This window comes from Nonomuraea sp. NPDC059007 (genome assembly GCF_042740555.1).
Classification (GTDB): domain Bacteria; phylum Actinomycetota; class Actinomycetes; order Streptosporangiales; family Streptosporangiaceae; genus Nonomuraea.
Genome location: NZ_JBHYJD010000022.1, coordinates 89344 through 104313 on the forward strand (window position 1 = coordinate 89344; position 14970 = coordinate 104313).

The following is a 14970-nucleotide window of genomic DNA, read 5'->3' on the forward strand; positions in this document are numbered from 1 at the left end:
AACCGGCCTCAGGTGCCGCTGGTGGCCAGGTGCTCGTCGGGGTCCTTCACGGGTTCGCGGACCCCCGGCAGTACGGCGATGCCCACCGACAGCAGCAACGGGATCGCCATGGCCAGCGCCATCGACAGGATCGCCGCCCCCGAGTCGTTGACCAGCATGCCCACCACGCCGCTCACCAGCGTTCCGATCAGCCCGGCCTTCAGCGCGGGCGAGTAGGCGAAGGCGGCGGGCACCACACCCGCGGACGCCTTCTCGGGGCGCAGGATCGCGTAGATCAGGAATCCCAGCGCGGCCAGCACGATCGGCACCAGGTTGGGGTTGATGAGCGTGCTGATCATCGCCTCGAACTTGCGCCAGACCACCTCGACGGCCTCGCCGTTCAGGACCTGGCCGACGAAACGCCCGAGGTGTGACTGCTCGCTGGGCGGCCTCAGGTAGTTGGCGACCGCGAAGGCCGTGACCGCCAGCCCGCCCGCCACGCAGAACAGCGCCAGCTTCAGCACCGAGATCCGCTTGCCCAGGATGAGCAGGGCGGTCACCGCGATGCCCGGCACGAAGGCGATGACGCCGCCGAAGTCGCTGCCGAGCCCCGAGCCGCCCAGCACCATGGCGAACGCGCCCAGCACCGCCACGACGGCGGCCCCGATCTTGCCGGGGAAGCGGTGGGCGATCACGGTCGTTGTCAGCAGCGTGCCGGTGGCCAGCAGCGCGAACGGGATGTTGCCGAGGCCGTAGTAGCGGGCGCCCTGCTCGGCGCTGAAGCCCATGAAGCTGTTGAGCTGCAGCGTCGTGCCGGTCAGCAGGTCACCGGCGAGCGTCAGCGTGGTGACGCCGGCGACCACGGCCAGCGGGCCCAGCGGGTGGCGCCGCCACGGGCCGGCCAGCGCCAGCACGGTCAGCGCGGCCCAGAAGGCGGCCATCCCGCCGAACAGTTCCACGTGCGACGACCACGGCAGCAGGTTCACCAGGAACGAGGTGACCGGGAGCGCGGCCAGGGCGACCGCGGCCAGCCGTACCCAGGAAAGGCCCTTGCGGCGGCGCAGCAGCAGGAAGGCGAGCACGTAGAACAGGACCTGGAGCACGGCCAGGACCGTGAAGTAGGGGCCCTTGACCGAGCGCATGGTCTGGGCGCTCTCGTCGGCGTCGGCCATGTGCCGCGGGGTCGCGCCCGTGGCTCCCGTCTCCCACAGCTGCCCGATGATCGTCGCCGGTACGGCCACGCCCAGCTTGGTCAGCACGGTGGTGGTCAGGTCGGGCAGGATCGAGATGTCGTCGCGCCGGGTGGAGGCGGCGCCCAGCTCGCGGCCCGCCGCGTCCGGCTCGCTCAGCATCGCCGCCCGCAGGTGCGGGACGCTGCCGTGGTCGGAGACGCCCGCCAGCATCACCGTGGTGCCGGGCGGGAGGATCGACAGGAGCGCTTCGGCCTTGGCGTCGGCCAGGTGCAGGGCGTTGCGGCGGTCCTCGGCGCTGAGCAGGTCGGGCACCCGCGCGATGCGGCCGCCGGGCAGGTAGGGGCGGATCAGGTCGTCGACGTCCATGGCGACGAGCTGGGCGCTCTGCAGGTCGGCCGTCTTCACCTGCAGCGGCGAGGAGCGGTAGACGGGCACCGCGCCGGTGGTGTCGGCCAGCGCCAGCGCGGCTCCGGGGCCGATCGCGATCGTGGAGGTGCCCGCCTTCTTCAGCGTCTCGCCCAGCGCGCCGGCGTTCTTCTGCTTGCCCACGTCGATGAGGGAGCGGAAGCCGGGGACGACCGCGCCGGCGCCGCGCTGCTCCGGCACCGGCGGGGCGCCGCAACTGCCGCCGGAGGCGGAGCGGATGCCCGCCGAGACGGTCAGCCAGCCGTCGTAGGGACAGGTGACGCTGCCCACGGTCCGGACGGACATCGACCCGATCGCGCTGTTCTGGGAGAGCTTGAAAAGGTTGGGGGTGTCCTGCTGGGTGATGTCGTTCCAGTGCAGACCGGGGATCCCGATCAGCGCCACCCGCGCGGCGGGAGGTGGGGCCGCCAGTCCCGCGGGGGCGAACGCCCCCGCCAGCAGCAGCTGACCCATCAGCATGGTCACGATGACCAGCGCCCGCCTCACCGTATGTCCTCCCGCGGTAGAGCCCGTGTGTGGCACGACATAGTCTCACGCATCGCCGGACCACGCGGGCTCACCGCAGGAGCCGGGCGAGGTCAGACCGGGGCGACCGTGACCTTCACTGGCTTCGACTCGTTGTGGAGGCGGTCCAGCGAGGTGATCAGGTACGTGCCCGGCCGCGCCGCCGCGAAGGACGGGGCGGTGACGACCGCGGCCAGGCTGCGGGCGTCGGCGCCCTGGCAGGCCTCGCCCTTGTCGGGGACCCGGTAGACCGCGTACGCGCGGGCGCCGGGCGAGGCGGTCCAGGTCAGGGTGCCGCCACTCGCCTTGGCTCCGGCGGGCTTGGCCGGGGCCTGCCCGCCGCGCTCCTTGATGAGGGGCAGCAGGGCGGGGCGCGCGTAGTGGTCGGCGGCGACCTTGTCGATGGCCTTCAGCGGGTTGGTCAGGAACTGCTTGGCGCTGAAGTAGACGTCGCCGTCGATCTGGGGATGCCTGCGGTTGAGCGTGAGGTGGGCCGACAGCTCGCCGGGCCTGGTCCAGGCCTTGTCGTCCTTGGCGCCGACGCGGTAGAGGGCCTGGCCGATGTAGAGGTCGACGCCGGTGCCCTTGACCTCCTTGGCCCACCAGGGGGCCAGCGCCTTGTAGTCGGCGACCTTGAGCCCGCGCGGCCAGTACAGCTGCGGCATCACGTAGTCGACGGTGCCGTTCTTGATCCAGTGTCGCGCGTCCGCATAAATCGAGTCATAGGCCGACATGCCGGAAGTGGCGGAGCCGGTCGGGTCCTGTGCCTTGTTGCGCCAGATGCCGAACGGGCTGATGCCGAACTTCACCGGCGACCGGGTCTCGTGCACCGCCTTGTCGACCTGGGCGATGAGCTTGTTGACGTTGTCACGCCGCCAGTCGGCGAGGTTCTTGCCCGAACGATACTTCGCGAAGGCGGCCTTGTCGTTGAACGTGCCGCCCTCGCCCGGATACGGGTAGAAGTAGTCGTCGAAGTGGACCCCGTCCACGTCGTAGCGCTTGACCACGTCGGTGATGACCTTGGTGACGTGCTCGCGCACCTGGGGCAGGCCCGGGTTGTAGTAGAGGCGGTCGCCGTACTTGACGATCCAGTCGGGGTGCACGCGCGCCGGGTGGCCGGCCGGCAGCTTGGCGGCGTTGGCGTCGTAGGAGGCGCGGTAGGGGTTGAACCAGGCGTGGAACTCCATGCCCCGCTTGCGCGCCTCGTCGATGAGGAACGGCAGCGGGTCCCAGCCGGGGTCCTTGCCCGCGGTGCCGGTCAGGTACTGCGACCAGGGCTCGAGCGAGGACTTGTACAGCGCGTCGGAGGCCGGGCGGACCTGGACGAAGACCGCGTTGAGCCGCCGCTTGGCCGCGGCGTCGAGGATCTTCACGTACTCGGCCTTCTGCCGGTCCGGGCTCAGCCCGGTGCGCGAGGGCCAGTCGATGTTGCGCACGGTGGCGATCCAGACGCCCCGCAGCTGCCGCTTGGGATAGCGCGCGTCGGGCGTGCAGGCGGCGGGTGCGGCGGCCGTGGTGGCCTTCTTCGCCGCGCCACTGGCGGTCTTCTCCGCGGTCCCCGGCCCAAGGGCGTAGGCGGCGCCGGCGGTGACGACGGCGATCGTGACGGCGGCAAACAGAGGTCGTCCGGTTCGCATGGTTCCTCAGTCTGGCATCGCCACTGACGTGCTTTGGCCCAAAAAACGAAATGGATTCGTGATGATTGTGTGACTGTTGGTACGGCCGTGCCGCGTGTGACGGCGGCCGGCCGTACCAACAGACACACCGAGCCTCACTCGGCGGCGGCCAGTTTGCCCGCCAGGTGCGACGGCAGCGGCTCGTAGCGCAGGAAGGTGCGCGTGAACATGCCGGTGCCGTGCGACATCGACCGCAGGTCGATGGCGTAGCGGACGAGCTCCAGTTCGGGGACCTCCGCCTTGACGAGGGTGCGGCCGGTGCCCACGGGTTCGGTGCCGAGTACCCTGCCGCGCCGCGACGACAGATCGGACATGACGGAGCCGACGTAGTCGTCGGCCACCAGGACCGCGAGCTCGTCGACGGGTTCGAGCAGGAGGGTCGGCACCTTCGTCGCGGCCTCCTTGAGCGCCAGCTGCCCGGCGATCTGGAAGGCCATGTCGGAGGAGTCGACCGAGTGCGCCTTGCCGTCGTAGAGGGTGACGCGGACGTCGACCATCGGGTACCCGGCCACGACGCCCCGCTCCATCTGGGCCCGCACGCCCTTTTCGACGGAGGGGATGAACTGCCGGGGCACCACGCCGCCCACGATCTTGTCCACGAACTCGAAACCCCCGCCGGAGGGCAGGGGCTCGACCTGCAGATGGCAGATCGCGTACTGGCCGTGGCCGCCGGTCTGCTTGACGTTGCGGCCCATGGCCTTGCATTGTCCGCCGAAGGTCTCGCGCAGCGGCACGCGTAGTTCTATCCGTTCGACCTCGACGCCGTGCCGTTTGGCCAGGCGGTCGAGCAGCACGTCGGTGTGGGCCTCTCCCATGCACCACAGGACGAGCTGGCGGGTCTCGGCGTTGTTCTCCAGTCTCAGCGTCGGGTCCTCGGCGACCAGGCGGCCCAGGGCCTGCGAGAGCTTGTCCTCGTCGGCCTTGGACTTGGCCTGGATGGCGACGGGCAGGAGCGGGTCGGGCATCGTCCAGGACGTCATGAGCAGCGGGTTGTCGACCTCGGAGAGCGTGTCCCCGGTCTCGGCGCGCGACAGCTTGGCGACCGCGACGATGTCGCCGGCCACGCCCTTGGCCACGCCGCGCTGCTGCTTGCCCAGCGGCGAGGTGAGCGTGCCGATGCGCTCGTCGACGTCGTGATCCTCGTGCCCGCGGTCGGCCAGGCCGTGGCCGGAGACGTGGACGGTCATGTCCGGGCGCAGGGTGCCGGAGAAGACGCGGACGAGGCTGATGCGGCCCACGTAGGGGTCGGAGGTGGTTTTGACCACTTCGGCCACGAGCGGGCCGTCGGCGTCGCAGGTGATGCCGTTGACCTGTTTGCCGTCGAGGGTGGTGATCTCGGGCATCGGGTGCTCGGCCGGGGCGGGGAAGCCCTGGGTGATGATCTCCAGGAGCTCGATCGCGCCGATGCCGGTCCCCGAGCACAGGACCGGGTAGAAGCTGCCGCGGGCGACCGCCTTCTCCAGGTCCTCGATGAGGACCTTGGTGTCGATCGGCTCGCCTTCGAGGTAGCGCTCCATGAGCGACTCGTCTTCGCTCTCCTGGATGATGCCCTCGATGAGCGAGTCCCGGTGCTCGGCGATCTGCGCCTCGTACTCCGGGCCCGGTTCCTTCTCCGAGCGGTTGCCGGTGGCGTAGTTGAAGAATTTCTGCGACAGCAGCCCGATGAGTCCGTTGACGTGCCCGTTGGTGATGACGGGCAGGTAGAGGGGGGCCACGCCGTCGCCGAAGACGTCCTGGCAGGTGGCCAGGACCTCGTCGAAGTCGGCCCGTTGATGGTCGATCTTGGTGATGACCACCGCTCTCGGCATCCCGACCTGGGCGCACTCCTCCCAGAGCATCTGCGTCAGGCCGTCGACGCCCTCGGAGGCCGAGACCACGAACAGGGCGGCGTCCGCGGCGCGCAGCCCGGCGCGCAGGTCCCCGACGAAGTCGGCGTATCCGGGGGTGTCCAGAAGGTTGATCTTGATGTCGTTGTAGACCAGGGGCGCCAGTGCGAGGTTCACCGAACGTTGCTGGCGTACCTCGACCTCGTCGAAGTCGGTGACCGTGTTGCCGTCCTCGACCCGGCCGGTGCGCTGGATGGTGCCCGTCGCCGCCAGCAAGTGCTCGACCAGGGTCGTCTTGCCCGCTCCTGAATGGCCGACCAGCACGACATTGCGTATGGCGTCCGCACTGTCGGCCGTGGGTGCCCTGCCCGCGGCTCCCGCATGGCCGCCGGGATTCTTTTCTGCCACATTGCCTCCCGCGTCGTTGGGTGGGGGTTCCAACGCCGCGCCCGCGCGGAAGGGTTCAGAAACCGCATGGACGCGGTGTGTTCACCAAATACCCCTGTGGCGAATATCACAAGGGGGGTGAGGCAAAGAAAGTCCAGCGGGCTCTTATGGCCTACGATCGGAGCGCGATGCTGAAACTCCTGCGCCCGGCCATGACCCGGATCCTCACCCCGCTGGGCAGGGCCCTCGTCCGCCGCGGGATCGGCCCTGACGCCGTCACCGCGATCGGCACGCTCGGCACCGTGGTGTCGGCCCTGTTCTTCTTCCCGATGGGCATGCTCACCGCGGGCGCCCTGGTGATCACCGTGTTCGTGCTGTTCGACCTGCTCGACGGCGTGGTGGCGCGCCTGGGCGGCAGCGGCGGCACGAAGTGGGGGGCCTTCCTCGACTCCACGCTCGACCGGGTGGCCGACGCGGCCATTTTTGGTGGTTTGACCCTCTATTTCGCGATTGAGGGCAATATCACCATGGTGGCGGTCACGTTGTTCAACGTGGTCGCCGGCGTGCTGGTGTCCTATGCCAAGGCGCGGGCCGAGGGGCTCGGCATCGAGTGCGACGTCGGCCTCGCTGAGCGGCCGGAGCGGCTGGTCGTCGGGCTGGTGGCGGCGTGCTTCTGGTTCGTCCCCTACGTGCTGGCGATCGGCATGTGGGTGCTGGCCGTGGCCAGCGCGATCACCGTGGTGCAGCGGGTCGTGCACGTCTACCGACAGTCGGGGGTGTCATGAGCGAGAAGACGTCCGTCGCCGACCGGGCGGTGGCCGCCGGGTTCGCCGCGGGGTGGACGCTGGTGCCGTACCTGCCGAAGAAGCCGACGGCGGCGGCCTTCCGCTTCATGGCCGACCGGGTCTGGCGCAAGCGGGGCAAGTCGGTGCGCCGCCTGGAGTCGAACCTGAGCCGGGTCACCGGCCTGCCGGTCGGCGGCGCGGAGCTGGGCGAGCTCACCCGTCAGGGCATGCGCTCCTACTTCCGCTACTTCCACGAGATCTTCCGGCTGCCGTCCATGGACCGTGCCGAGGTGGTCAGGCGTACCCACGTGACCGGCGCCGAGCACGTCCACGACAACGTGGCCGCCGGCCGCGGCGTGGTGCTCGCGCTGCCGCACATGGGCAACTGGGACCAGGCGGGCGCGTGGCTGGTCGGGGTCGGGCATCCGTTCACGACCGTGGCCGAGCGCCTCAAGCCCGAGTCGCTGTTCCGCCGTTATGTAGCCTTCCGCGAGGGTCTCGGCATGGAGGTGCTGCCGCTCACGGGCGGTGACGGCCACAACTTCGGAACCCTGGCGACGCGGGTACGGCGGGGCGGGGTCGTCTGCCTGCCCGCCGAGCGCGACCTGACCAAGAGCGGCGTCGAGGTGCGCTTCTTCGGGGCCACCACGAAGGTGCCCGCCGGGCCGCCGCTGCTGGCCGTGCAGACCGGATGCGCCCTGCTGCCCGCCATCGTCTACTTCCACGGCGACGACTGGGGGATCGACATCCACCCCGAGGTGCCGGTGCCCGGCGAGGGCACCCGCCAGGAGAAGGTGGCCTCGGTCGCGCAGGGGCTGGCGGACGTGTTCGAGAAGGGGATCGCGCAGCACCCGGAAGACTGGCACATGCTGCAGCGACTGTGGCTGGAGGACCTGACGCGATGAGAATCGGCATCGTCTGCCCCTATTCGTGGGACATGCCGGGTGGCGTCAAACAGCACATCGACGACCTGGCGCAGGCGCTGATCGCGCAGGACCACGAGGTGTCGGTGATCGCGCCGGCCGCCGACGACGACGAGCTGCCGCCGTACGTGACCGGGGCGGGCCGGGCGATCCCGGTGCCGTACAACGGGTCGGTGGCGCGGATGTCGTTCGGGTTCATCTCGGCGGCGCGGGTGCGCAGGTGGGTGCGCGACGGCGGGTTCGACGTGCTGCACATCCACGAGCCGCTGATCCCGAGCCTCGGGGTGCTGGCCTGCTGGGCGGCCAAGGGGCCGATCGTGGCCACGTTCCACGCCTCCTTCACCCGCTCGCGGGCGATCGCGGTGGCCGAGCCGCTGCTGCGCAGCGCGCTGGAGAAGCTCCACGGGCGCATCGCGGTCTCCGACGCGGCACGCAAGAGCCTGGTGGAGCAGTTCGGCGGGGACACGGTGCTGATTCCCAACGGGGTGACGGTCGCGCGCTACACGGAGGCGGAGCCGCTGGACGGCTGGGGTCCCGACGGCTCGACGATCGGCTTTCTCGGGCGGGTGGACGAGGAGCGCAAGGGCCTGCCGATCCTGATGGAGGCGCTGAAGTCGATCCCGGACGCCAAGCTGCTCATCGCCGGGCCCGGCGAGGTGAAGGTGCCCAAGGAGCTGCGTGACCGGGTGACGGTGCTGGGCATGGTGAGCGAGGCGGACAAGATCCGCGCGTACCACTCGGTGGACGTCTTCTGCGCGCCGAACACGCGCGGGGAGAGCTTCGGCATCGTGCTGGCCGAGGCGATGGCCTCGGGGGCGACCGTGCTGGCCAGCGACATCCCGGCCTTCCGCCGGGTACTGGGCGAGGGGCAGGCGGGCGCGCTGTTCAGGAACGGCGACCCCGCCTCGCTGGCCGAGGAGGCGCGGGCGCTGCTGGCGGCGCCGGAACGGCGGGCCAAGCTGGCCGCCGAGGCGCTGGTGGCGGTGCGCAAGTACGACTGGTCGACGGTGGCACGGGACGTGGTGCGGGTGTACGAGACGGTGACGGCGGGCGGCGCCGGCCGGGTGGAGGAGGACGCGTCGTGACCTCCACGGTGATCATCCTGATCGTGGGCATCGTCGTGGTGCTCACGGCCGTCTACATCTCCTGGCGGGCCGGTCGGCTGGACCGCCTGCACATCCGGCTGGAGCTGGCGGGGCAGGCGCTGGACGCGGCGCTGCTGCAGCGCCGCTCGACGGTGCTGCTGATGGCCGGTTCACGCATCCTCGACCCGGCCACCTCGCTCATGCTGGCCACCGCGGCCCAGGAGGCCAGGATCGCCGGTCCCGAGGAGCGGGAGCGGGCCGAGAGCGACCTGTCGCGCACGATCCGCGCGGTGGTGGACCAGGACCGTTTCCGGGAGAAGCTGGCCGAGGCGCCGGGCGGCGCGGACCTGCTGGAGGAGCTCGACGCGGTGGTGACCAAGGTGGTCTACTCGCGCCGCTTCCACAACAACGCGGTCGGTGTCACGCGTACGGCCCAGCAGCGCTGGCTGGCCAAGACCCTGCGCCTCGCGGGTCACACCGATTTTCCCCGATTTTTCGAGATTGATGATGATCCGCCGAAGAGTATGGCAACTGAATGACCGAATTTGTTCATCGCCGGTAAGCTTCGTCCGTTCTAGGAGCTAAAGGCGGAGGAGTGGACAGGTGCGGCTACCGCGGATGATCACCGTGACGCTGGCGGGAACGGCGGTCTTGCTGCCGGTCGCGGCGTGCTCGTCGGAAAAGCCCGCCCCTCCCGCGGCGCCCCAGGCCGCCACGACCGCCCCCAGTGACACACCGGACGCCGGTCCCGGCCATCCGTTCACCGGGCTGCCGGACGAGGCGCGCAAGCCCGTACTGGCGGTGAAGATCGAGAACACCGCGGCCGGAAAGCCGCAGATGGGCCTGAAGAGCGCGGACATCGTCTACGTCGAGCAGGTCGAGGCGGGGCTGACCCGGCTCATGGCCATCTTCTCCTCGAAGATCCCGGCCAAGGTGGGCCCCGTGCGCAGCGCCCGCATCTCCGACCTGCACATCGCGCCGCAGTTCGGCAAGCCCGCCTTCGCCTACTCCGGCGCGCAGACCAAGATGCTGCCGCTGATCGCCGAGGCGTCGCTGTTCGACGTCGGCGACACCAGGAACGGCGCCGCCTACTTCCGCCAGCCCGGCCGCTTCGCGCCCTACAACCTGTTCGCCAACACCAAGAAGCTGCTGTCGGCCGCGCCCAAGGCGTCCAAGGCCAAGGACATCGGCCTCACCTTCGGCGACGCCCCGGCCGAGGGCGGCGTGGACAAGAAGTCGTGGACGGTGCGCTGGCCGGCGGCGCGCCTCACCTTCAACTGGTCCGACGCCAAGAAGCAGTGGATGATCTGGCAGGACGGCAAGAAGAACATGGCGGCCGAGGGCGGGCAGCTGAGCGCGCCGACCATCGTGATCCAGTACACCAAGACGGTCCGGTCGCAGTTCCACGACAAGAACCAGAGCTACACGCCGCTCGTGCACAGCACCGGCAAGGGCTCGGCGATCGTGCTGCGGGACGGCAAGGCGTACAAGGCCAAGTGGGAGCGGGAATCGGAGGAGTCGGGCACGACGTTCACCACTGCGGAGGGTGAGCCGATGAACTTCGCGCCGGGTCAGGTGTGGATCGCGCTGGCCAGCCGCAAGCCCGTCACTCCCTGACCGCCTGCCGACGTTTGGGCGGGCCGTACAAAAGAGCGGACAAATCCTGACATGGTGGCATGTCGGGGGAGGGGCGCTCCAGGACCTACGATGGGCTTGATAGCTTACCGTTCGCCCAGGCGGGTGCGCCGGGGCGAAAGCCGTCCGAGAGCCCGTATGTGTTCGCGCAGGCGGACCAGCCGAGAGAGCCCGTGAGGAAGACCGTGTCCAGCAGCACGCCAGAAACCACTGCCGTCACCGGAACCGCCCGCGTCAAGCGCGGCATGGCCGAGATGCTCAAGGGCGGCGTCATCATGGACGTCGTCACCCCTGAGCAGGCGAAGATCGCTGAGGACGCCGGCGCCGTCGCCGTGATGGCCCTTGAGCGCGTGCCCGCCGACATCCGCGCCCAGGGCGGCGTCTCCCGGATGAGCGACCCCGACATGATCGAGGGCATCATCAGCGCCGTCTCGATCCCCGTGATGGCCAAGGCCCGCATCGGCCACTTCGTGGAGGCGCAGCTCCTCCAGGCGCTCGGCGTGGACTACGTCGACGAGTCGGAGGTCCTGACCCCGGCCGACTACGCCAACCACATCGACAAGTTCCGCTTCACGGTGCCCTTCGTCTGCGGCGCCACCAACCTCGGCGAGGCCATGCGCCGCATCACCGAGGGCGCGGCCATGATCCGCTCCAAGGGCGAGGCCGGCACCGGCGACGTCTCCAACGCCGTCACCCACATGCGCACCATCCGGGGCGAGCTCAAGCGGCTGACCACGCTGCCCGAGGACGAGCTGTACGTGGCGGCCAAGGAACTGCAGGCCCCGTACGAGCTCGTCGCCGAGGTCGCCAAGACCGGCAAGCTGCCCGTCGTGCTGTTCACCGCGGGCGGCATCGCGACCCCGGCGGACGCGGCCATGATGATGCAGCTCGGCGCCGAGGGCGTCTTCGTGGGCTCGGGCATCTTCAAGTCCGGCGACCCGGCCAAGCGCGCCGCCGCCATCGTCAAGGCCACCACCTTCTTCGACGACCCCGACGTCGTGGCCAAGGTCTCGCGCGGGCTGGGCGAGGCCATGGTCGGCATCAACGTCGACGAGATCCCGCAGCCCCACCGCCTGGCCGAGCGCGGCTGGTAGAGCGTCGAACGCGGCCCCGCTCCCCGGCCGGGGAGCGGGGCCGCGCCGTGCCTACGAGCTCTGGCGCGCGAACTGGCTCAAGGCCCCGCGCCAGATCCAGTGCCAGCGCCGCGGCGATCACCGCGGTCCACCGTCGTGTACGGGCGGTTGCCGGCACGTTGCGCTCCCTTCGTCGGTCCGACGATCGGCGAGGCTCCGGCTGCGGGGGAAGGCGTCCTGAGTTATCCGGACAAGCCGTACAGATTGAGCCAGTATCGTCGGGGGTGGTGCGGCCACCGAGATCCTGAGGGTGCTTGATGCAGGTACGTCCGCTTCGCTCGTCCGATCCTCGAGAAGTACACGGGTACGCGCTGCGCGGCAGGCTGGGCGAGGGCGGCCAGGGCACCGTATACCTCGGCGCCGCCGCGGACGGCTCACTGGCAGCGGTCAAGGTGCTGCACGCCCGCCTCACCGAGGACGGCGAGGCCAGGCGCTACCTGCACCGCGAGCTGAACGCCCTGCGGCGGGTCGCCTCCTTCTGCACGGCGCGCGTGCTGGCGGCCGACCCCGACGCGGATCCGCCGTACGTGATCAGCGAGTACATCGACGGGCCCTCCCTGCAGGAGGTGATCCGCGGGCGCGGCGTCATGGCGGGGGCCGAGCTCGACCGGCTGGCCGTCGCGACCGCCACCGCGCTCGGCGCCATCCACGCGGCGGGCGTCGTGCACCGCGACTTCAAACCGGCGAACGTGCTGCTGGCCGCCGACGGCCCGCGTGTCATCGACTTCGGCATCGCCCGGCCCATGGACGCCACCGCCGCCACCGTCAGCTCCGCCGTCGGCACCCCGGCGTACATGGCGCCCGAGCAGTTGTCCGGGCATCCGGCCGGGCCGCCGATGGACATGTTCGCGTGGGCGTGCACGATGGCGTACGCGGCCAACGGCCGCCCGCCGTTCGGTGACGAGACGCTGCCCCTGGTCATCAACCGGATCCTCAACGCCCAGCCCGACCTGGGGCGGATGGACGGGCGGCTGCGCGGGTTCGTGGCCGCGTGCCTGGAGAAGGACCCCGCGCGGCGGCCGTCGGCCAGGCAGGTGCTGCTCGGGCTGATGGAGCAGGCGCCGAGGGGGACGCTCCCGCCCCCGCCGCCCCGCGCCCAGCCGATCGCGGGCGGACCGCCCCCGCCCAGGCCGGGGTTCGGGTCCTCGCCGCCGCCGAGGCCGGTGCACGGGCCGCCGTCGCTGCCGCCGCGGCCGCCCGGCCAGACCCGGCCGGGCAGCAGGACGGCCAGGGTGACGGTGGGCGCGGCGGTGGCGGCGGTGCTCGTGCTGGGGTCGGCGACGGCGGTCTACGTCGCCACCAGGCCGGACACCACGGGCATCCGGGTGACCACGACCACCACCCCGGTCGCGAGCCCGAGCCCCAGTACGAGCCCCAGTACGAGCCAGGACACCGGTACGCCCGTCGGCGACGTGACCCGTTCGCCCCGGCTGGGCCTGGAGGTCTGGCAGGACGACAAGCCGGTGGCCCTGTCGCTCGACGACCTCGACTCCCCGGTGACCGTGGCCCAGCTCAAGGCGGCGCCGTTCGAGCTGCGCTTCCCGAAGCTCGCCGAAGGGCGGGCGCTGCAGGTCTGCGCGTGGACCGGCAAGTCGGTCTTCTCCATCGAGGACGGGGCCAAGGTCGACAGCCACCCGTGCTTCCGCCCCGGAACCGGCGTCGCCGACTACGAGTACGGCTCGGGCACGCTGTACCTGAACGACAACGACGGCCACAACTACCTGGCCGGCAACCGGGTCGCCGCGCAGTCGCCCACCCAGGACAAGGTGTTCGTCTCCAAGATCTTCCGCGACGGGGCGGACACGCCGCTGGCCGGCTTCGCCGGGACGCTGTACCTGGCCGCCTTCATCGACCTGAACGGCGACAAGGCGTTCAAGCGGGCGGGTGAGGGCGAGTACGACTACCTCACGCTCAAGATCACCCGCTGACCGGCAAGCTTTGGGCAAAGACAGGGATTTGTCGGACTACGTCGACTGATGTGGAGGAATGACCACCCAGGTGGACGGGGGTGGGCGATGACGGCCGGGGAGGCACAGGCGGCGGCCCGGAAGCTGTCGCTGCCGACGCTGACCGCGATGGTGGTCGGGTCGATGGTCGGCGCCGGGGTCTTCTCGCTGCCGCGCAACTTCGCGCAGGCCACCGGGGTGCTCGGGGCGCTGATCGCGTGGGCGGTGGCCGGGGCCGGGATGCTCATGCTGGCCTTCGTCTTCCAGACGCTGGCCGTACGCAAGCCTGACCTGAACGCCGGCGTGTACGCCTACGCCAAGGCCGGGTTCGGCGAGTTCCCGGGATTCCTGTCGGCGTTCGGCTACTGGGCCAGCGCCTGCGTGGGCAACGTCACCTACTGGGTGCTGATCAAGTCCACGCTGGGCGCGACCATCCCCGGTTTCGGCGAGGGCGACACGATCCTGGCCGTGGTCATCAGCGCGGTGGGCGTGTGGGCGTTCCACTTCATGATCGTGCGCGGGGTGCGCGAGGCGGCGGCGATCAACCGGATCGTCACCGTCGCCAAGCTCGTGCCGATCGTGCTGTTCATCGTGATCGTCGCCATCGCCCTCAAGTCGGCCACCTTCTCCGCGAACTTCCTCGGCACGACGGGCGGCCTGTTCGACCAGGTCAAGGCGACGATGCTGGTGACCGTCTTCGTCTTCCTCGGCGTCGAGGGCGCCAGCGTCTACTCCCGTTACGCGCGCCGCCGCGAGGACGTCGGCCGTGCCACGGTGCTGGGCTTCGTCAGCGTGCTCGCGCTGTTCGCCGCGGTGTCGATCTTCTCGTACGGCGTGCTGCCCCAAGGCGAACTGGCCCAGATCCGCCAGCCGTCCGTGGCCGGGGTGATGGAGTCGGTCGTGGGCCCCTGGGGCTCGGTGTTCATCAGCGCCGGCCTGATCGTCTCGGTGCTCGGCGCGTACCTGGCCTGGACGCTGATGGCCGCCGAGGTGCTGTTCGTGGCGGCCGGGGACGACGACATGCCGCGCTTCCTGCGGCGGGAGAACCGGCAGGGCGCCCCGGTGGCAGCGCTGGTCATGACCGGCATCCTGATCACCGCGGTGCTGGCCGTCACCCTGTGGTCGGATGACGCGTTCACGTTCACGCTGAAGCTGTGCAGTTCGCTCTCGCTGGTGCCGTACCTGCTCGCCGCGGGCTACGCGCTCAAACTGCGCGGCACCGCCGGGCAGGTGACCGTGGCGGCGCTGGCCGTCGTCTACACCGCCTTCCTGATCTTCGCCGCGGGGCTGGAGTTCCTGCTGCTGTCGTGCATCATCTACGCGCCCGGCACGATCCTGTTCGTCATGACCAGGCGCGAGCGGGGCCGGCGCGCGTTCACGCCGCCGGAGCTGATCCTGTTCGTCCTGGTCGCCGCCGGGGCGGTCGTCGGCGTCGTCGGCCTGGCCGCGGGCTGGATCACCATCTGAGAAGG

11 protein-coding genes are annotated in these 14970 nt (G+C 70.5%); 8 read left to right on the top strand and 3 right to left on the bottom strand.

What is annotated here, in order from left to right:
• Positions 1 to 8: 8 nt before the first annotated feature.
• The 3 genes from ACFWY5_RS32105 to ACFWY5_RS32115 form a co-directional block, all read right to left on the bottom strand.
• Entirely contained in the window at positions 9 to 2084 is a 2076-nt protein-coding gene (locus ACFWY5_RS32105; protein WP_379636375.1) for a hypothetical protein, read from the bottom strand.
• 92 nt (positions 2085 to 2176) lie between these two features.
• Positions 2177 to 3739, bottom strand: a complete 1563-nt coding sequence (locus ACFWY5_RS32110) for a glycoside hydrolase family 10 protein (protein ID WP_379636377.1) — start codon at positions 3737 to 3739, stop codon at positions 2177 to 2179.
• Positions 3740 to 3873: 134 nt separating this feature from the next.
• Positions 3874 to 6012: an elongation factor G-like protein EF-G2 gene (locus ACFWY5_RS32115; protein ID WP_379622443.1), complete on the bottom strand. Its 2139-nt coding sequence runs from the start codon at positions 6010 to 6012 to the stop codon at positions 3874 to 3876.
• A gap of 167 nt (positions 6013 to 6179) precedes the next feature.
• Between ACFWY5_RS32115 and pgsA the strand changes: the two genes are divergently transcribed.
• The 8 genes from pgsA to ACFWY5_RS32155 all read left to right on the top strand — a co-directional run bounded on the left by pgsA (position 6180) and on the right by ACFWY5_RS32155 (position 14965).
• On the top strand, positions 6180 to 6776 hold the full coding sequence (gene pgsA, locus ACFWY5_RS32120; protein ID WP_379622445.1) for a phosphatidylinositol phosphate synthase: 597 nt from the start codon (positions 6180 to 6182) through the stop codon (positions 6774 to 6776).
• Positions 6773 to 7681: a phosphatidylinositol mannoside acyltransferase gene (locus ACFWY5_RS32125; RefSeq protein WP_379622447.1), complete on the top strand. Its 909-nt coding sequence runs from the start codon at positions 6773 to 6775 to the stop codon at positions 7679 to 7681. Before pgsA ends, ACFWY5_RS32125 begins: the two co-directional genes overlap by 4 nt.
• Complete coding sequence (locus ACFWY5_RS32130) at positions 7678 to 8784, top strand: glycosyltransferase family 4 protein (RefSeq protein WP_379636379.1); 1107 nt, start codon at positions 7678 to 7680, stop codon at positions 8782 to 8784. Before ACFWY5_RS32125 ends, ACFWY5_RS32130 begins: the two co-directional genes overlap by 4 nt.
• The gene (locus ACFWY5_RS32135) at positions 8781 to 9323 is read left to right on the top strand and encodes a hypothetical protein (protein ID WP_379622451.1); all 543 of its coding nucleotides are present in this window, start codon (positions 8781 to 8783) and stop codon (positions 9321 to 9323) included. Before ACFWY5_RS32130 ends, ACFWY5_RS32135 begins: the two co-directional genes overlap by 4 nt.
• Before the next feature lie 64 nt (positions 9324 to 9387).
• A complete protein-coding gene (locus ACFWY5_RS32140; protein ID WP_379622453.1) occupies positions 9388 to 10401 on the top strand; it encodes a DUF3048 domain-containing protein in 1014 nt (337 codons plus the stop codon).
• Between the two features lie 203 nt (positions 10402 to 10604).
• Positions 10605 to 11513, top strand: a complete 909-nt coding sequence (pdxS, locus tag ACFWY5_RS32145; RefSeq protein WP_379622503.1) for a pyridoxal 5'-phosphate synthase lyase subunit PdxS — start codon at positions 10605 to 10607, stop codon at positions 11511 to 11513.
• A gap of 296 nt (positions 11514 to 11809) precedes the next feature.
• A complete protein-coding gene (locus ACFWY5_RS32150; protein WP_379636381.1) occupies positions 11810 to 13480 on the top strand; it encodes a serine/threonine-protein kinase in 1671 nt (556 codons plus the stop codon).
• An 87-nt stretch (positions 13481 to 13567) separates the two neighbouring features.
• Positions 13568 to 14965: a basic amino acid/polyamine antiporter gene (locus ACFWY5_RS32155; RefSeq protein ID WP_379636383.1), complete on the top strand. Its 1398-nt coding sequence runs from the start codon at positions 13568 to 13570 to the stop codon at positions 14963 to 14965.
• Positions 14966 to 14970 lie beyond the last annotated feature (5 nt).

Coding starts and splice junctions, on each gene's coding strand:
- ACFWY5_RS32110 (WP_379636377.1), bottom strand. CDS start 3,739: ATGCGAACCGGACGACCTCTGTTTGCCGCCGTCACGATCGCCGTCGTC.
- ACFWY5_RS32155 (WP_379636383.1), top strand. CDS start 13,568: ATGACGGCCGGGGAGGCACAGGCGGCGGCCCGGAAGCTGTCGCTGCCG.
- pgsA (WP_379622445.1), top strand. CDS start 6,180: ATGCTGAAACTCCTGCGCCCGGCCATGACCCGGATCCTCACCCCGCTG.
- ACFWY5_RS32125 (WP_379622447.1), top strand. CDS start 6,773: ATGAGCGAGAAGACGTCCGTCGCCGACCGGGCGGTGGCCGCCGGGTTC.
- ACFWY5_RS32150 (WP_379636381.1), top strand. CDS start 11,810: ATGCAGGTACGTCCGCTTCGCTCGTCCGATCCTCGAGAAGTACACGGG.
- ACFWY5_RS32130 (WP_379636379.1), top strand. CDS start 7,678: ATGAGAATCGGCATCGTCTGCCCCTATTCGTGGGACATGCCGGGTGGC.